The sequence below is a fragment of the Fulvivirga marina genome (assembly GCF_016775155.1).
GTDB lineage: Bacteria > Bacteroidota > Bacteroidia > Cytophagales > Cyclobacteriaceae > Fulvivirga > Fulvivirga marina.
In genome coordinates this window covers 110,271-127,964 of sequence record NZ_JAEUGD010000001.1, presented here as the reverse complement: position 1 = coordinate 127,964, position 17,694 = coordinate 110,271, and the positions used below count along the sequence as shown (strand labels likewise).

At 38.2% G+C, this 17,694-nt stretch carries 16 protein-coding genes and 1 tRNA gene; 7 read left to right on the top strand and 10 right to left on the bottom strand.

The window, feature by feature from the left end; all coding sequences use genetic code 11:
* Positions 1–89 precede the first annotated feature (89 nt).
* Together JMN32_RS00605 and JMN32_RS00600 are read right to left on the bottom strand one after the other, a co-directional pair.
* Complete coding sequence (locus JMN32_RS00605) at positions 90–3,239, bottom strand: FG-GAP-like repeat-containing protein (protein WP_202854328.1); 3,150 nt, start codon at positions 3,237–3,239, stop codon at positions 90–92.
* A gap of 8 nt (positions 3,240–3,247) precedes the next feature.
* Positions 3,248–4,891 (bottom strand): PorP/SprF family type IX secretion system membrane protein, encoded by a 1,644-nt coding sequence (locus tag JMN32_RS00600; RefSeq protein WP_202854327.1) that lies wholly within the window; start codon positions 4,889–4,891, stop codon positions 3,248–3,250.
* A 135-nt stretch (positions 4,892–5,026) separates the two neighbouring features.
* On the opposite strand from JMN32_RS00600, the gene JMN32_RS00595 reads away from it, so the two are divergent.
* From JMN32_RS00595 to mtaB, 4 genes are all read left to right on the top strand, one after another.
* The gene (locus JMN32_RS00595; RefSeq protein WP_202854326.1) at positions 5,027–5,794 is read left to right on the top strand and encodes an outer membrane beta-barrel protein; all 768 of its coding nucleotides are present in this window, start codon (positions 5,027–5,029) and stop codon (positions 5,792–5,794) included.
* Between the two features lies 1 nt (position 5,795).
* Positions 5,796–6,239, top strand: a complete 444-nt coding sequence (locus JMN32_RS00590) for a DUF1572 family protein (protein WP_202854325.1) — start codon at positions 5,796–5,798, stop codon at positions 6,237–6,239.
* Between the two features lie 153 nt (positions 6,240–6,392).
* Positions 6,393–7,310, top strand: coding sequence for a DNA/RNA non-specific endonuclease (locus JMN32_RS00585; protein WP_202854324.1), 918 nt, complete (start codon positions 6,393–6,395; stop codon positions 7,308–7,310).
* A 163-nt stretch (positions 7,311–7,473) separates the two neighbouring features.
* Complete coding sequence (gene mtaB / locus JMN32_RS00580; protein ID WP_202854323.1) at positions 7,474–8,793, top strand: tRNA (N(6)-L-threonylcarbamoyladenosine(37)-C(2))-methylthiotransferase MtaB; 1,320 nt, start codon at positions 7,474–7,476, stop codon at positions 8,791–8,793.
* 24 nt (positions 8,794–8,817) lie between these two features.
* Here mtaB and JMN32_RS00575 read toward each other — a convergent pair whose 3' ends face one another.
* Together JMN32_RS00575 and JMN32_RS00570 are read right to left on the bottom strand one after the other, a co-directional pair.
* Positions 8,818–8,991, bottom strand: a complete 174-nt coding sequence (locus JMN32_RS00575; protein ID WP_202854322.1) for a nitroreductase family protein — start codon at positions 8,989–8,991, stop codon at positions 8,818–8,820.
* Positions 8,992–9,108: 117 nt separating this feature from the next.
* Positions 9,109–9,762, bottom strand: coding sequence for an ABC transporter ATP-binding protein (locus JMN32_RS00570; protein ID WP_202854370.1), 654 nt, complete (start codon positions 9,760–9,762; stop codon positions 9,109–9,111).
* 138 nt (positions 9,763–9,900) lie between these two features.
* On the opposite strand from JMN32_RS00570, the gene sucC reads away from it, so the two are divergent.
* The 3 genes from sucC (at position 9,901) to JMN32_RS00555 (ending at position 12,260) form a co-directional block, all read left to right on the top strand.
* Positions 9,901–11,112 (top strand): ADP-forming succinate--CoA ligase subunit beta, encoded by a 1,212-nt coding sequence (gene sucC / locus JMN32_RS00565; RefSeq protein ID WP_202854321.1) that lies wholly within the window; start codon positions 9,901–9,903, stop codon positions 11,110–11,112.
* 27 nt (positions 11,113–11,139) lie between these two features.
* Positions 11,140–11,213 (top strand) — tRNA-Arg (locus JMN32_RS00560).
* 138 nt (positions 11,214–11,351) lie between these two features.
* Positions 11,352–12,260, top strand: a complete 909-nt coding sequence (locus JMN32_RS00555; protein ID WP_202854320.1) for an outer membrane beta-barrel protein — start codon at positions 11,352–11,354, stop codon at positions 12,258–12,260.
* Between the two features lie 183 nt (positions 12,261–12,443).
* Here JMN32_RS00555 and JMN32_RS00550 read toward each other — a convergent pair whose 3' ends face one another.
* The 6 genes from JMN32_RS00550 to JMN32_RS00530 all read right to left on the bottom strand — a co-directional run bounded on the left by JMN32_RS00550 (position 12,444) and on the right by JMN32_RS00530 (position 17,621).
* The gene (locus tag JMN32_RS00550) at positions 12,444–14,300 is read right to left on the bottom strand and encodes a polysaccharide biosynthesis protein (RefSeq protein ID WP_238354290.1); all 1,857 of its coding nucleotides are present in this window, start codon (positions 14,298–14,300) and stop codon (positions 12,444–12,446) included.
* A gap of 156 nt (positions 14,301–14,456) precedes the next feature.
* A complete protein-coding gene (locus tag JMN32_RS00545; RefSeq protein WP_202854318.1) occupies positions 14,457–15,587 on the bottom strand; it encodes a DegT/DnrJ/EryC1/StrS family aminotransferase in 1,131 nt (376 codons plus the stop codon).
* Between the two features lie 403 nt (positions 15,588–15,990).
* A complete protein-coding gene (gene xrtF / locus JMN32_RS00540; RefSeq protein ID WP_202854317.1) occupies positions 15,991–16,545 on the bottom strand; it encodes an exosortase family protein XrtF in 555 nt (184 codons plus the stop codon).
* A 2-nt stretch (positions 16,546–16,547) separates the two neighbouring features.
* The gene (locus JMN32_RS00535) at positions 16,548–17,168 is read right to left on the bottom strand and encodes an acetyltransferase (protein ID WP_202854316.1); all 621 of its coding nucleotides are present in this window, start codon (positions 17,166–17,168) and stop codon (positions 16,548–16,550) included.
* A gap of 118 nt (positions 17,169–17,286) precedes the next feature.
* Positions 17,287–17,421: a hypothetical protein gene (locus JMN32_RS27450; RefSeq protein ID WP_262896685.1), complete on the bottom strand. Its 135-nt coding sequence runs from the start codon at positions 17,419–17,421 to the stop codon at positions 17,287–17,289.
* 80 nt (positions 17,422–17,501) lie between these two features.
* Entirely contained in the window at positions 17,502–17,621 is a 120-nt protein-coding gene (locus tag JMN32_RS00530; RefSeq protein WP_202854315.1) for a PglD-related sugar-binding protein, read from the bottom strand.
* Positions 17,622–17,694: the final 73 nt, after the last annotated feature.

Below are 17,694 nucleotides of genomic sequence, written 5' to 3'. Positions count from 1 at the left end.
AGGTGAAAATCAATATAAAAAATTGCCAACTGAGAAAAAAGCAGGTTTCTGCTTTTATGTTTATACCATAATAGCCCAAATGGTAACAGTTACCGAACAACCAGTACCGTACCTGTCTTAGGCTCAAGGCCTTCGCAACCGAACACATAGTAGTAGACGCCCTCCGGAAGAGGCTTACCCTCATAAGTAGCATTCCACCCGTTACTATAACCTTTTTCACGAAATATCACGCTTCCTTTTTCATCAAAGATGCTAAGAGTACAGTCAGGATAGGCTTCAACATTTTGGATCTCCCAAGTAGGATTAATAGTACTATTGGGAGAAAAGGCTTTTAATGGTGTGATGTCTATTTCAACACTTTCATTTACAACTATGGTTATTTCTGCAGTAGCAGAACAACCATCTAAAGAGGTTCCGGTAACAGTATACGTTATGGTTTCCTCTGGTAAGGCTATCGGGTTGGGGATAGCCGGATCATTTAAATACAAATCCGGAGACCAGAAATAAGAATCTGCTCCTGTGGCTTCCAACTGAACCTGATCACCATCTGAAATACTGGTACTATTGGCTGTTGCCTGAACATCAGGTAGCGGTTTTGAACCAATTACAATTTCTCCATATGCATTACAGTTGTTAGCATCTTGAACATTTACACCATAAGTTCCTGGCTGGCTTATGGTGATAGCATTAGTTGTTTCCATTGTTGTCCATTCAATAGCTCCAAACATACCGGTTACAGAAAGCTCAAGTTCTCCTCCAGGACAAATGGAAGTTTCCGCACTTTCAATCAAAGGCACGATTGGTGCCTTGACAGAGACTCCCTTTGACTTGCTACCATTGCACCCAGTCACTCCGGCATAACTTACTGCCAGTTGAACCGTGTAGTTATTCGCAGCAGTATATGTATGCGTAGGGTTTAAAACCGTAGATGTTTGCCCATCTCCAAAATTCCAACTATAATTTACGGTCGCTGAAGGATCAACTGTTGAAGTATTGGTCAATACCGATGTCTGCCCCGAACAAATGGCACTGGTAGTAGTAAAATCTACTACAGGTGCAGTATAAACATTTACAGCCACCTCATTTGTGGTCACTTTACAACTACTACCACTGTCATCCACGACTACCCGGTATAAACCAGACTGTGTTGCCAAATAACTAAAAGCTGTGGCCGACGGAATATCAACACCATTTCTCTGCCACTGATAGGTATACCCCCCTCTGTTTTGTGTGGATAAGGCTACAGTACTCCCCTGACAAACATTTGTAGCTCCAGATGCACCTGCGCTAAAATCTTCTAACTCCACTATTTCAAGGGTAGTTGAAGATTCGGAGCTACGGCAATCCCCTACCTGCACAACAACAGTGTAGATACCTGCATCATTACGCGTAACGTTAGATATCAAGGGCTCCCGAACATTTGAGGTGAAATTATTTGGTCCTGTCCAGCTGTAAGTAGCCCCACTAACAGCCGACACGGATAGTGTTACATCACTTCCTATACACGCCGGAAGCGGATCAGCAACAACCGGATCTCCCGGAACAGTTCCGCTACCATTTGCTACATTGATGCTTGCTGATGTAACACAGTCTCCCGACTCTGACACAGCCTGTACTTCATACAGGCCATAGGTGGTTATATCTAGGGTATTACTATTTCCTCCTATCGGTGTCTCATTTAATGTCCAGTTAAATGTAACAGCTGGGGCTGCCGGAGAAACTAATGTAAATGTTTGTGTGGGACATATGGCCAGAGGTTGATCATTCAAAACCTGAGGTTGATAACAATTTTTATTTCTAATCATTCTCAGGTCATAAACACCTCCATTTTGTGCGGTCACTACAAAGTCAGGTTTCGCATCACCATCTAAATCCTGAACGGAAACATTTCTGGACTTTGAACCAACATTCAATAGTTTCCTTGTAAAAGAAATGTTGCCACCACTATACTGATTGTTCAGTATAGCCATAGAATTATCCGTTAAGCTAGTAGTAATTATGTCAAGCCGGCCATCACCATCCACATCCCCGGTAGTTATACCCCAGGGATTAGCATTAATAGCAAAGGACTGTAAGGCACCAAAATTAAAGCTTCCTGAACTCGAGTTATTTGGAAATATAACGACCCTGCCAGTAAGGTTGGCAATCGCTGCAATATCCAGTCGGCCATCTTCATTAAAATCACCAGTTGTCAGGTTAATTAATGAATTACCGTCTAATTGCAGCACATAAGGACTGGCAAAGCTGATGGCACCAACGCCAATGTTTCTTAATACAAAAACATCATCACCAACAAACTGACAAACTATAATATCCGCTTTTCCATCACCATCTATATCCTGTACATCCAATCCAGTGGTTGAGGATGCTCCTGCGACATTGATCGTCACTGGTGTGTTATTAAAACTTATTGAACCCGAACTTGTATTCTCAAATACATAAACATTTCCCGCTCCTGAGTTGGTTACAATAATCTCAGGTTTATCGTCACCATTTAAGTCCTTATGGGCGACTCGTCTGGTAGATACATCGGTGGGTAGATCTAAACTCTGAATAGCACCAAAACTTAGGCTACCCGGATTACTGATATTAGGGACCACAAGAACGTGGAATCTGGTAACACCACTCTGGCTCATATAAAGATCCGGTTTACCGTCGCCATTAAGGTCACCACATCTAATATTCAATGTAGGGAAACCAACACTGATAGCTGTTGTGCTGAATGAAAAGCTTTCCAAAGTGCTTTGATTAAATAGTATTTGGATTTGAATGGCATCATTGGCACCACTGGACTTAGTAGATATAATTTCAGCCCTTCCGTCTCCGTCAAGATCGCAGGTACAGGGGTCATAAAGTTGCTTGCCAGAAGGATCTGCAAAAACAACAGGAGTTGCTATTTTGGTACCATCAAATGAAGTTCCACTATAAACAGGAAAAAATTTCTCTGAACTCTGCGCAGCCAACCTACTACCTAAATGGATGACTGTAATATTATCTGCATAAGCACCAGCAGGAACCATTACCCTGATCAGGTTATCGGTTACAGAATTGACCGTAGCCTTGACGCTTCCAAACCACACCACAATGTTGGCTGCATTAGCGCCAAATCCGCTACCGGTTATTACAACTTCTTCATTAATATAAGCACTAACCGGGTCAATGTTTGAAATAGAAATCTGGGCATTGGCCACTAATGCGGTGCAAAATGCTAGAAAAAAAACTACAATATATTTGTTCATACCTTTCATTATTGAACTGTAATTACCCATGCCTTTGTAAATAAACCATTCTTCCTGAACTTATCTCTTTCTTTTCTGGCCTCCTGAATATCCTCTCCTTTAAATAAATAAACGTACCAAAGCTTCTTACCAGTAATATAGCCAAAACGAGTTTGGTAACCTTTAAAGAAGAGTTCATCTGAATGCTTCTCAGCATTTTCATAGCTGCTAAATGCACCTACTACCACATATTCCCCAGGTTCAAGTTCGAGTAAGTGGTCTCCTCTTTTTACAATTACCCTTTCATCTGTATACTGCTCGCCAATAAGGTTTCTTCCATCACCCTTAATTGGCTCACTCTCTTTTACTACCTGCTCCTCAAGTTCGTTTTCGACCTGTTGTTTCCTCTCTTCAGCTTGCTGCTTTTCTTCTTTTTCCCTTCTTGCCAACTCCTTCAATTCGGCCTGCCTTTTTTGCTCTGCGATTCTCTCTCCTTCAATCCGCTTTTGCTCCTGCTCTAGTCTTTCATTCTCTCTTTTCTCTGCTACAATCCTATCTTCTTCTTTCTTTCTTGCTGCTTCTGCTTTCCTCTCTTCTTCTTCTTTCTCCTGACGTTCAATCTCCGCCTGAATCTTCGCTTCCTCCTCTTTCTTGCGAGCTTCCTCTTCACGCTTTTTAGCCGCCTCTTTCCGCCTCTTCTCTATTGCAAGCTGACGCCTGGTTTTTCCTTTTGGTTTAGATGTATCTACAAACGAATAGTAACTTTTCTCCTTTTTCCTGGTACCAAGAAGCAAGTTAAGCTGAATTTCGTGTGTCGGACTATTAATTTCATTAAGCCCAGTATTCTTTAAACTGTACGCATACCCTACTCCAAATACCTTTTGAAGTTTTATGCCTGCAAATGCGGTAATCCCAAAATCCTGTTTATATGATCCTCCAAACCAAACTACATGGTTAAGATGTACCGCAGCAGAAGCCTCTATCTGATGAGGGAGTATATCACTATACCTATATAACAAAAAAGGCTCAAATACGTGTTTATCATCACCAAAGTAAAACCTGTTACTAAGAAACAAGATAGTATTTTCCAAAGGCTCAACTTCCCCTACTCCAAAACCGTCTCCGGAAGTATACTTATCTGCAAAAAGATTAGGCACCGACACCCCAAAATTTAAAGTTTTAACCTGAAAGGAAAGCCCCGCATTACCTATCAGGTACATATTATTATCCAATAACAGACTTTGAAGTTCAGGGTCTCCAATATTTTCAATTTCAGCGACATCAACTCCATTATAAGCCGCTCCTCCGGAAATACCAAAACGCAATGTTACATCCTTGGAAAATGGCACCCCATAAGAAAATGTTATATAACCACTAGTGGTATTGAGCAAGCCTCGTTCGGCATTATTAACATTAACTCCAAAGCCAAGTTTATTTCCTGCCGGAGTATGAAATGAAAAATTACTGATCACTGGTGCCCCCTCAATACCAACCCACTGTTTTCTATAAGTAAGAAAAAGTGAGGCCTTGCCATCAGTTCCGGCAAAGGACGGATTGATAACATAAGGGTTCATAAAATAATGAGTCAGGTTAGTATTATCCTGTGCCTCACTCTTGTAGATTATCGAAAAAATTAAAAAATTAAATAATAGTATTGGAAGGCTCAATTTCATGAATATGGGGTTATTGCCTTAGTTATTTAAAAAATTATTACTACAATATATATTATTGAAAGCTAAATTGAAGTAACCAAAGCTATTTTTATTTAAAATAGTTTCTTACTTTAAATCATCATTAACGCCCCAAGTGTGATATACAAAATAATATTTTTTTTAGCCATTGCTACTTTTTTGGCTTCCAGTATAAATGCTCAGAAGTTTTCATTAGGCCTTGCCGGAGGTACACATATTTATAAAGTAGCGTTTCATCACGATGAAGAAGAAAGCTTTTTTAAGTCAAAAAACAAACTGGGCTATAAGCTTGGGGGCTTCATAGAATTTCCTCTTGAGAATAATTTCTCTTGGTCTACTGAAGCCTACTACTCAAAAAAGGGAAGGAAAGTAAGCTATTATAATGGAGCCATAACTAATAATGCCGACTACAACTTCTATGAAATTTCAGTACTTCTAAGAAAAGGGTATGATATGGCCGTTTCATCAAAACTCAAGGGTGAGCTTTTTTTCAATATCGGCCCCAATGTAAATTACTGGTCAAGTGGCTCTGGCACCATCGATGCCAACGTAGACCTTGACTATGAGGTAAAGTTTCAAGAACCAGACGGTAATGTTTTTGTAAACTCCATTAATGACGCTAACCGCTGGTTATTTGGACTTGAAGCTGGTGTGGGTGCTGAAATACGTGTATACGACACACAATTTTTCGAGGTTGAACTTAGATATACGTATGGACAAACATATCTTGGAGGTAAAGATAGCTCAACTATTCCTATCTTGGCTTTTGAAGACAGTTTAAGGTCAAACTACCGGGTTTTAAGTATGATTTTAAGGTATGGGGTAGACATAGATCTAAAAAATGCCCGAAAAGGAAAAAGTACAATTAAAAGAAAAAAAAGATAAAATGCTGGATTCTCTAAAAAAACTATACGAGCGAGACCTTGATGCGCTTATCAATGAAATTCAATCCTTTAATAAAAAAGAGAACTTATGGAGTATACGTCCAGGAGTTTCCAATTCTGCCGGCAACCTCGCTCTCCATATTTGCGGCAACCTCAAACATTTTATTGGTACAGGTATCGGTCAAACGGGATATATAAGACAACGTGAACTGGAATTCAGCCAAAAGAATGTTCCTATACCTGAGTTGATCAAAAACATTAATGAAACCAAACAAATTGTAACCTCTGCTCTAAGCAAAATCTCGCCAGAGACTTTGGCTTCAACCTACCCTATTACTCTTAGGGGTGAAGCCTTCGGTACCGAATACTTTCTTTTACACCTACATGCACATCTCAATTACCACTTAGGCCAAATTAATTACCTAAGGAGGTTAATTGAAGGTTAAGTCGTTAGTTACTGAAAATCATAATATTGCTCTTTTCTTATAAAGAATAAGAGTTACCTGCAGTCTATAATTAACAGCATCATAATGTCTGCATAAAAAACTGTTGATCTATTTTTTTGTTTTTACAGCAATTTCAACTTAAAACCTAACAAAATGAATTTGCTAAAATCAAAAATCAGCATTCTTCTATTTCTGAGTGCGTTAATCTTTTCATGCCAGGAAGAAGGAATTTCTCCAAAGTCCCCTTATGAGCAAACTGTATCTGAGAGTCCGGTTTCTTCTGACAAGAATAACAACCAGGACGCCAAGTATGGCAGAGACAATAACTTGCTCATGGGGAACCCCAGTGGAGCCAATTCAAACTCGTATTACTATTGGAACTACCTGATCTCCAAGCCCCAATATGCTATGTCTTACCACAGGGATAGAGGAACACCAAACTGGGTGAGCTGGCATTTGAACGAAGACTGGCTGGGGTCAGCTTCACGATCTACAAGCTTTGTTACTGACACCTCGTTGCCAAGTGGCTGGTATAGAGTAAGCTCTTCTGATTACACCAATAGCGGTTTTGACAGAGGTCACAATTGCCCCTCCGCTGACAGGACTGGCAGCTCTGGAGATAATAAAGCAACCTTTTATATGTCCAATATTATCCCTCAGGCACCCAATAATAATCAACGAGTATGGGCTAATCTTGAAAGCTACTGTCGTAAACTCGTCGACCAAGGAAATGAACTCTACGTAATTATGGGAAGCTATGGCAAAGGGGGCAGCGGAAGATACGGTTATAAATCAACACTAGCTGGCGGAAAAGTAACTGTACCAGCCTACATATGGAAGGTAATCCTTGTTTTACCTGAAGGTTACAATGACCTAAATAGAGTAAGTTCGTCGACTCGAGTAATTGCCGTCAACATTCCAAACAACCAGGATATCGGGTCAAACTGGGGTGATTACAGAACTAGTGTCGATAATATCGAATCTATCAGAAATTATGATCTATTCAGTAATTTATCTGGCAGCATACAAAGTACCATTGAATCAAGAGTAGATAACGGCCCAACAAACTAATTCAAATTTAGCCGAACCTCAGCAGGCCCTCTTCAAAACAATTTTTGAAGAAGGCCTGCCTTAAATTACTCGATATAATAATTTTAACCTCTAAATATACGCATAGCTTTTAATAATTTCATCTGAGGACTTTACGTAATTTTATTCTTAACTTTGCAGCCCGATGAAAAAAGTTGCATTTTATACATTAGGCTGTAAACTGAACTTCTCTGAGACTTCAACTATCTCCAGGATGTTCGAAGAAAAAGGGTATAAAAAGGCTGAGTTTACTGACAGCCCTGACATTTTCATTATCAATACATGTTCCGTCACTGAAAATGCTGATAAAAAATGTAGGAAAGTGGTCCGGGAGGCAAGAAAAATATCTCCTGATGCATATATCACTATCATTGGTTGTTATGCCCAGCTAAAGCCCAAGGAAATATCTGAAATACCTGGAGTTGATGCTGTATTGGGCGCTGCTGAAAAGTTTAGACTTATTGAACTCTTGGATGGCTTCGTAAGAATAAAAGAAACAAAGGTATTGGCGTCTGAAATTGAAGAAGCCAATATTTTCAACAATGCTTACTCCATCAATGATCGCACACGTACCTTTCTAAAAGTTCAGGATGGCTGTGATTATAGTTGCACCTTCTGCACTATTCCATTAGCCAGAGGAAATAGCAGAAGTGACAATGTTCCCAATATCATTCAAGCTGCCAAGGAAATTGCAAACTCAGGTGTAAAGGAAATTGTTTTAACAGGTGTAAATACAGGTGATTTTGGCATTAGAGATGGTAAAAGGGAAGATAAGTTTATAGATTTAATCAAAGCACTGGATCAAGTGGAAGGGATTGATCGTTTTAGGATATCTTCTATTGAGCCAAACCTCCTTCATGATGATATCATTGATTTCGTAGCAGAGTCAAATAAATTTGTTCCCCACTTCCATATCCCATTACAATCAGGCTCCGACAAAATACTAAAAATGATGAAAAGGCGGTATCTCAGTGCCTTATATGTAAGTCGGGTAGAAAAAATAAAATCGGTCATGCCACATTGTTGTATTGGAGTGGATGTTATAGTAGGGTTTCCTGGCGAAACGGATGAAGACTTCCTTGAGACATACCAGTTCCTTAACGAACTTGACATTTCATATCTACACGTATTTACTTACTCTGAGCGTGCCAATACGGAGGCACCAGAAATGGGCAATGCTGTACCTATGAAAATAAGACATCAGCGGTCCAAAATGTTAAGAACCCTATCTGAAAAGAAAAAGAGGAAGTTTTACGACGAAAACCTGGGACGCATAGATACAGTCTTGTTTGAAGAAGACATTGAAAACGGTATGATGCATGGGTTTACCAACAATTACATCAGGGTAGCTGCCAAGTATGACCCAGTACTTATCAATGAACTCAAAAAAGTAAGACTTACTTCAATTAACGCTTCTGGTCATGTTGAAATAGAAGAAGTTGAAGCAGAAATCTTAAATCACTAAACAAAGCTATCGCCCCAGGACTCTTTAAATATTACAAATATAAGCACCTTTCTGTCTTTCGGCAACTTCAGGTTTCCTGTTCCTTTCACTTAGTTGATTTAGGTCTCCAAGATACCCCAAAGCTACTCCTGTTAATACTTCAAAAGTTTCAGGAACCTTAAAGAGTTTTACCGCCATGCCTTGGTTTATTCCTGCCATCTGATGAACATATAGATTATCGGCTATGGCCTCATAGTTGCTCCACAAGCATACATATAATGTCTATTGGCTTGTAATCGTGGGTAAATAGTTTTTAAACCACTTTGAAACAACACCTTAAGAAAACATCACTCCATCCTTGATCTCTAATTTTCTGTCAGCCATATCAGCCAGTTCTTCATTGTGAGTAACAATAACAAAGGTCTGACCGAGTTCGTCGCGTAGTTTAAAAAAAAGATTGTGTAATTCCTTAGCATTCTTAGAATCCAGGTTACCACTTGGTTCATCAGCAAAAATAATGGATGGATTATTGATTAAGGCTCTCGCCACTGCCGCTCGTTGTTGCTCTCCCCCTGAAAGCTCAGAGGGTTTATGGTCTTTCCTGGCAGAAATACCAAGTACTTCAAGTAACTCATCAGCTCGTCTACTTACTTCGTTGACATCTTTTTTACCAATATAGCCGGGTATGCAGATATTTTCTTTAGCCGTGAACTCTGGTAAAAGATTATGAAACTGAAAAATAAAGCCTATGTGTTTATTTCTAAAGGCTGACTTTTCTTTATTGGTCATCCTGCCAATATCAGATTGATCAATTCTTAATGAACCTCCATCTGCTTGATCAAGTGTACCCAAAATGTGTAGTAATGTACTTTTACCTGCCCCAGATGCTCCAACTATAGAGATTATCTCCTTTCTTTCAACAAGGAGATCGATTCCCTTAAGAACACGAAGCTCTCCGTATGATTTAGTAATTCTGCTTGCTTTTAACATAATCCTGTTGCTGCCCATATTAAGTACGATTCAAACTTATGAAAATTGAATATAGAATGCCTCTTCAACATGATTTTAAATCAACAATGTTTGAAATATAAAACCAAAAGAACTACTTTCGTGCAAAAATTTGTAAGCATGAACATTCACGAATATCAAGCAAAAGACATATTAAAAAAATACGGGGTACAGGTTCAACGAGGTATTGTTGCCGACAATGCTGATAAAGCATTGGATGCAGCGAAAGAGCTTCATAATGAAACTGGTACCAGTTGGTATGTAATCAAAGCTCAAATTCATGCCGGTGGACGTGGAAAAGGAAAGGTGAAGGAGACTGGTTCAAACGGAGTTGTTTTGGCTAAATCGTTGGATCAGGTGACTGAAAAAGCCAAAGGCATTCTGGGTGGTACATTGGTAACACATCAGACCGGAGAAGAGGGTAAAAAAGTAAACAAAGTCCTTATTGCAGAGGATGTGTATTACCCTGGAGATTCAGAGCCAAAGGAATACTACCTGAGTATATTGCTTGATAGAGCGAAGAGTTGCAACGTTATCATGGCCTCTACGGAAGGTGGTATGGATATCGAAGAAGTTGCTGAAAATTCACCTGAAAAGATTGTAAAGGAATGGATTGACCCTTCTGTAGGTTTGCAAGGCTTCCAAGCACGAAAAATTGCTTTTGCCCTAGGTCTTGAAGGTACCGCTTTCAAAGAAATGGTAAAGTTCATTAATGCTCTTTATAAAGCATATGAGGCTACCGATTCGTCAATGTTTGAAATTAATCCTGTTTTAAAAACTTCTGACAACAAAATATTGGCTGTTGATGCCAAGGTTAACCTTGACGACAACGCTATGTTCAGACATAAAGACCTTGTTGAACTTAGAGATATTACCGAAGAAGATCCTGCGGAAGTTGAAGCCGGAAGATCAGGTTTAAGTTATGTTAAACTTGATGGTAACGTGGGATGTATGGTTAATGGTGCCGGTCTAGCTATGGCCACAATGGATATCATTAAGCTCTCTGGTGGTGAGCCTGCCAATTTCCTTGATGTTGGTGGCGGTGCTAATGCGGAAACTGTTGAAGCGGGATTCAGAATTATATTGAAAGATCCTAATGTAAAAGCCATTTTGATTAATATCTTTGGGGGTATCGTTAGATGCGACCGTGTTGCGAACGGTGTAGTAGAAGCATATAAGAAGATTGGAAACATTGATATCCCGATCATTGTTCGTCTGCAAGGTACCAACGCGGAAGAAGGGGCAAAAATTATTGAGGAATCAGGCTTAAAAGTGGCTTCTGCCATCTTATTAAAAGATGCTGCGGCAAAAGTAAAAGAAGTATTATCATAAATAATAAGCTATAGCAATATAGCTGATGCACTCGTAGTTCAACTGGATAGAATACCAGATTTCGGCTCTGGGGGTTGAGGGTTCGAATCCTTCCGAGTGCACTTAAATAGCTCTGCAAAATGCGGGGCTATTTTGATTTTAAAGGGTAAGCTAGAACTATAGCGTTAATTTGATGTTACAATATTTTATAATTACCAACATTATTTATTAAATTGTAGCTTAATGAGTATAATTAGACCATGAAGATATTTGTAGCTGTACTCAGCATAAGTTTGTTAGGGGTAGTTGGAGTTGTTAATTCGCAGAGTTTTTATAGGTTTAGTGGAGGAAGAGATGCTATTGTTTCTATGGGCACCGGAACTTCAACTTACTTTGGAGACCTCAAAGATCCTGGTGAGTATATGGATGCCAAGCCCAGTTTAAATATAGGTCTACAACATTTCCTCACACCTCGAATATCTGCCAGAACAGAAATCACGTGGTTCCAATTACGAGGTGACGACAGCGATGCCAATGAAGAAGGACGAGTTGTAAGAAATTTGTCCTTTAGATCTGATAACTTCGAACTTAATATTGTAGGGATTATTAATGCACTGCCTAATGGTACTAAATTTTATCAAAGGCCACAATTCAACCCATATGGTTTTGTTGGAATTGGGCTATTGTATTTCAACCCAAAAGCACAGGTTCCTTCGACAGATTGGAATGGAACTGAACTTCAAAAAGCCGGAGAATATATAGCACTTCAGCCACTCCAAACAGAAGGCGTTGATTATAGTCGCATTGGTATAGTTATCCCCTTTGGTGCAGGCATAAAATATAAGGCTAACCCATTTATCAATATCTCACTGGAAGGAGGATATCGCTTAACATTTACTGATTATTTAGATGATGTCAGCACTACCTATCAGCTTCATAATTCTGTTGAGGACCCATTAGTACAAGCTATGGCAGACAGAAGACATGAGTTAAGCTTACCTCCGTTAGGCCTGGAACTTAATCATATTCGCGGAAATTCTTCAAATAATGACGGGTATTTTCTATTTAATTTGAAGCTAGAATATTACTTACCTCCAAATGTATTGAGTTTTAAAAAGAAGAGAAGAAACCAAAGACCATTTAAAAATATTCAAAGGAGACGTCGATAAGATTTGGGGCCTAATATCCTGATAAACAAAGACCAAAGTTTTCAAATGCTTGTAGTATGATATACCGGAACGGTTATAAAAACTTCAGGAAAGGTAAATAACGTCTCAAGGAATATAACTTATGTCATGCCAAAAACCTCACATGCTCACTGAAATTCTAATACTAAATCAAAAAAATTATATTCAATTAGATGAAGAAGTGGATGAATCCTTATCAAGAATTTGGTAACGAGAGCTATTGCTTCTGAATTCGGGAACAATAGTCTTCATAATACTAACAATTTGATAATCGTCCATATTGTTACTAATAGCCGCTCTTAGTTCTTCAACACAATCATTTATACGATTATAATCATATTCTTGTACCTTAGCTATCATTATCTTATTATTATGTGTTGGAACGGTATTCTCTTTATTGGCCAATAACTCCTCGTAGAGTTTCTCTCCCTGCCTAAGGCCTGTAAAAACAATCTCAATATCTCTATTTAGCTGTAATCCTGATAGTTGAATCATCTTTTTGGCAAGATCTACAATTTTCATTGATTTACCCATATCAAATATGAATATCTCGCCCCCCTTACCCATAGCACCAGCTTCTAGGACTAACTGACAGGCTTCTGTAATAGTCATAAAATATCGTGTAATTTCAGGATGTGTTACTGTCACAGGACCGCCAGAATTAATCTGCTTCTGAAAAAAGGGTATAACGGACCCATTGGATCCCAAAACATTACCAAAACGTGTTGTTACAAAGGAAGTCCCACCCTCTTCCTTTAAAGACAAATAATTATTAAGTGAACGAACATAAATCTCTGCAATTCGTTTGGAACATCCCATTACATTTGTGGGATTCACAGCCTTATCAGTAGAAATCATAACAAACTTCTCAACCTGATACTTGATCGCAAGGTCTGCAAGGTTTTTTGTTCCAATTATGTTACACAAAACTGCTTCTATTGGATTCCTCTCCATCATTGGAACATGTTTATAAGCAGCAGCATGAAACATTATTTCAGGCTTATGATCTGCAAATATTGCATCAATACGATTATAGTTAGTAACATCTGCAACATAGAACTCAACTTCTCTAATGCCTTCAAATTCACGTTCTATATCATATAGGGCAGACTCAGCCTGATCAATTAAAATTAGCGCTGCTGGCTTATACTTGGCAACCTGTCTTACTAACTCACTACCTATTGACCCTGCCGCACCTGTTATACAAACTCTCTTTCCTAAGAGTTGATTCCTTACTACCTCATTATCCAACTCAATGGCCTCTCTTCCTAATAAGTCTTCTATATTTATTTCTTTAATCTGATTGAGACTAAGTTCTCCCTTTACCCATTGATCCACTTTGGGAACCGTTCTTATCTTCACCTCATTATCAAGACAAATATCCACTATATCATTTTTTCTATCAACCGAAATATTTGTAACCGCAATCACTAATTCTGCAATTTCCAAAGTCTTTAGTAAGTCACTCAATTCTGCTCCATTATAAATCGGAGTTCCGTTGAGTTTCTTACCCACCATATGCGGGTTATCTTCTAGAAAAGCTACAACGCGATAATTAGAATCATTACTACCCTCAATCAATTGATGGGTAACAATCCCTAATTGACCAGCGCCAAAAATAAGTATCCTTGATTTTTCATTTGTTGTAGCACGGTAATAAGAGAATAGGTTTTTAATGAGGAGACGGTACTGAAAAAGGAAGAGGAATGATGCCAAAAAAGCTATCAAAATAACTGAGTAAGGTATTAAATTTTTGCTATAATTATAATGATATAGAAGATTCGCTACACAGGTAATTACATGTGCAATGACCAATGAATAAAACACCCTTAGTCCATCTTGTAACCCAGTGTATCTAACAATTCCTGCATAACTTCTTGTAACCAATAAAGCTATAAAACAAGAAAACATGTTGATACCAATACCAAGAAAATAATTGAACTGATTTAACTCTACGATTTCAAAATTAAACCTAAGAAGGTATGCAAGGTAAGTAGCAAACCCCACAATGATTACATCCAATAGAATAATTATCCACCTGGGAAGTATTCGCAGTTTTAACAAAAAATGAGTTATCAAAATTTCTTTATTACATTTTTATACACAAAACGATTATTTGCAATTTAAACACAAATTGCAAAAAAGATGTAAGTATGGACCTCTGAATACGATACATTTCTACGAGAAAAGTCTGAGTAAAACTGATTTAACACGTTGAAGCTGACTTTCATTCATGTTACTTCCGGACGGCAAGCAAATGCCATTTATAAACAAACTTTCTGATACACCGGTCCCATAAAAAGGTGCTCCGGTAAATACTGGTTGAAGATGCATAGGTTTCCATAGAGGCCTACTTTCTATGTTCTCTTCTTCCAGAGCCAAACGAAGATCTTCTCTTGAGATCCCCCCTGTTTCTTCAGGATTTATCAAAGCCGTGGTTAACCACCGGTTAGAAAAAGTATTGGCCCGTTCTAAAAGAAATGATACACCTGAAAATACCCCAAGTAAATCTCTATAAAAATCAAAATTCTTTCTACGTAACAATATATGCTGATCCAACACTTCCATCTGTCCCCTTCCTATTCCCGCACATACATTGCTCATTCTATAGTTATATCCAATTTGTGAGTGCTCATAATGAGGCGCATTATCACGAGCCTGAGTGGAAAGAAAGCGTGCTTTTTGTACGAAATCTACATTTCGTGATAAAAAAGCTCCCCCTCCCGAAGTTGTAATTATCTTATTTCCATTGAATGAAAATATACCAATATCTCCAAATGTACCAAGTTTTTTCCCATGGTAAGTTGAACCTACTCCTTCAGCAGCATCCTCTATTACAGGTATTCCATATTGTTCAGCAATAGACATTAGTTCATCCATTTTGGCTGGCATACCATATAGATGGACCACAACAATGGCTTTTGGCGTTTTTCCTTTAGAAATTCTATCTTCAATTGCCTTCCTAAGAAGCTCCGGGTCCATATTCCAAGTTTCCTCTTCAGAGTCAACAAAAACAGGAGTCGCCCCAAGATAAACAATAGGATTACATGAACCTGCAAATGTAAAAGAACTACAAATCACCTCATCAGTCTGTTGAACCCCCAAAATGATAAGTGCTAAATGTATAGCCGCGGTCCCTGAACTTAAGGCAGCAACATTCAACCCATCAGTATACTCGGAAAGATCCCTTTCAAAACCATCTATATTTGGCCCTACTGGCGAAATCCAATTAGTATCGAATGCTTCCTGTATGTACTTGATTTCCTGCCCCCCCATATGCGGAGAGGATAAGTATATTTTTTCCTGCATTTATCTGTTCTTAGTTTTATATTTTTCCTGATAATAAAAAGCTGGCAACAGCAGTATTAATAGCAATGGATTAATGATTAATCTATGTAAAAATGACACTAATGGACCATTATATGTAGTATAATATTTTAGAACCAGATAAGGGATCAGAATTAGTAATATCCCCCCCAATTGCACATAAAATGCGAATATAACATATTTCCTTTTTAAGAATATGCCGTAAATCAGAAGTATCATCAACAAGTCATTAGCAACAAACCTGAAGGTACGGCCAACAACAAATAGGAGGTATCCTGAAACACCTAGTTGATTAAAAAAAAATGTAATATTATGCTGAAAAATATAGATACATATCAGCATTATTACGCTGAGTATAATAACAAGAGTTCGCTTAATATTGGCTCTATTGGGGAGCATTGTTGCTGATTGATTTAATACCATACGTCTTATTGAGCCATAAATACCACATTACAAAAACGACAACATATATAGTGGCAGTAAACAAGTACTTGTGAGAAAAATACATAAAACGAGGAAAATATATGGAGACACCAAAAAGCATTACAACTCTCAATAAATTGGTAATATGTATAATCAAAACTCCTATAGGGATAAACCAAATTAGTTTTTTAGAGGGACTCCCAAAAGAGAGAAGAAATGCAGAAAAGATTATAATTACATTCAAGCCATTGCAACCTTCATAAACACTAAGAATAATATCTTCCTCTTGTAAAACATCTATTGAAGGTCTGCCGGAGTTGTCCCGTACAGATGTATTAGCCCCGAGAACCTTCAAAGCCCAAACCGATTGTTCTGCAACTTTACGGGTAACAGGATCAGGTTGCGGGTAATAATGATTAATAAAAAGCCCATAAAGGACATTAAGTATAAAGTATAATACAAGAAACTTAACTAAAAAAAGAATTGTTGGTTTGAATTCCTTAATACTGAATGACATACTCACCATTTTTGATTTGCCGGAACGCCTACCACGGTAGTCTCTTCCTTTACTTCCCTGAGCACAACAGCTCCAGCTCCCACAATAGCGCTTTTGCCAATAACAATAGCATTGATCAAGCTAGCTCCCGCCCCCACTAGAACAAGTTCTCCAATTTTAATATTACCGGCAATGTTAACACCAGGCATAACTGAAGTAAACCTTCCTATTGAAACGTCATGACCAATAGTTGTATTTAAGTTAATAAGTACATGGTTGCCAATATGAATATCCGTAGTCAAAATGCTACCCGCTGCCAACACTGTCCCTTGACCTATCGTCACCTTGGATAGATTGCCTATAATAACCGTAGGATGAATAAGAATTGGAAAAGAAACATAAGGGCTAGTGATTTGGGAAACTAATTTGAATTTAATGGCAGGCGCACCTATTCCTATAATCAAGTGCAATGGGCTTGACCACTTATTAAGGTCGTTCAAATCACCTATCACTCCATTCTTTCCTCTATCATCATCAAAATAACCAATAAAATTATAAGTCTTTTTTTTAAGGTTAATGGCATCTATAATAGTTTTGACCTCCCTACCTAACCCTCCTGCCCCATATATAGCTATATCTTTCAATCCGATTTATTTATATTTGTAATTTTCTTTGGATTTCCCACTGCTTAATCAGGTACATCAGCAATAACTACAGCTCCTGCTCCGATAATTACTTCCATGCCAATACTCAAGCTAAGCATTACAGTAGCCCTGCCCCAACAAGTGTTCCTTCTCCTACAGTAATTACACCACATCCAATCAGTTCTCGGGTTACAATAACAGCATTGGGATGAGTAGCGTTCCCATATCGAGTAGTTGTAAATCGTTGAACCACTTCTTTTCGTATTTTATTATTCCAAATTGAGATAATACAAGGAATATGACTTGGTTTATGATCTTCAGCATCTCCTCCTATTACAGATATACCTTCAAGTCCATCGAATCTTCATCATAAAAATCATTTACCCTTATGTTTCTCTTCATAAGAATATCTATAACAACTTTTGAATGTCCACTTGCTCCAAACAAATACATTTCCTGATTATCTCTAATGTGTTTTCAAGTGCAAGCAAGTAAATATATAACTTTTGAATTAAAAAAAGGAAGC

Excerpts from the sequence above, each read along its gene's own strand:
- JMN32_RS00605 (WP_202854328.1), bottom strand. The coding sequence starts at position 3,239 with ATGAACAAATATATTGTAGTTTTTTTTCTAGCATTTTGCACCGCATTA.
- JMN32_RS00600 (WP_202854327.1), bottom strand. The coding sequence starts at position 4,891 with ATGAAATTGAGCCTTCCAATACTATTATTTAATTTTTTAATTTTTTCG.
- JMN32_RS00590 (WP_202854325.1), top strand. The coding sequence starts at position 5,796 with ATGCTGGATTCTCTAAAAAAACTATACGAGCGAGACCTTGATGCGCTT.
- JMN32_RS00585 (WP_202854324.1), top strand. The coding sequence starts at position 6,393 with ATGAATTTGCTAAAATCAAAAATCAGCATTCTTCTATTTCTGAGTGCG.
- mtaB (WP_202854323.1), top strand. The coding sequence starts at position 7,474 with ATGAAAAAAGTTGCATTTTATACATTAGGCTGTAAACTGAACTTCTCT.
- JMN32_RS00575 (WP_202854322.1), bottom strand. The coding sequence starts at position 8,991 with ATGGCAGGAATAAACCAAGGCATGGCGGTAAAACTCTTTAAGGTTCCT.
- JMN32_RS00570 (WP_202854370.1), bottom strand. The coding sequence starts at position 9,762 with ATGTTAAAAGCAAGCAGAATTACTAAATCATACGGAGAGCTTCGTGTT.
- sucC (WP_202854321.1), top strand. The coding sequence starts at position 9,901 with ATGAACATTCACGAATATCAAGCAAAAGACATATTAAAAAAATACGGG.
- JMN32_RS00555 (WP_202854320.1), top strand. The coding sequence starts at position 11,352 with ATGAAGATATTTGTAGCTGTACTCAGCATAAGTTTGTTAGGGGTAGTT.
- JMN32_RS00545 (WP_202854318.1), bottom strand. The coding sequence starts at position 15,587 with ATGCAGGAAAAAATATACTTATCCTCTCCGCATATGGGGGGGCAGGAA.
- xrtF (WP_202854317.1), bottom strand. The coding sequence starts at position 16,545 with ATGTCATTCAGTATTAAGGAATTCAAACCAACAATTCTTTTTTTAGTT.
- JMN32_RS00530 (WP_202854315.1), bottom strand. The coding sequence starts at position 17,621 with ATGTATTTGTTTGGAGCAAGTGGACATTCAAAAGTTGTTATAGATATT.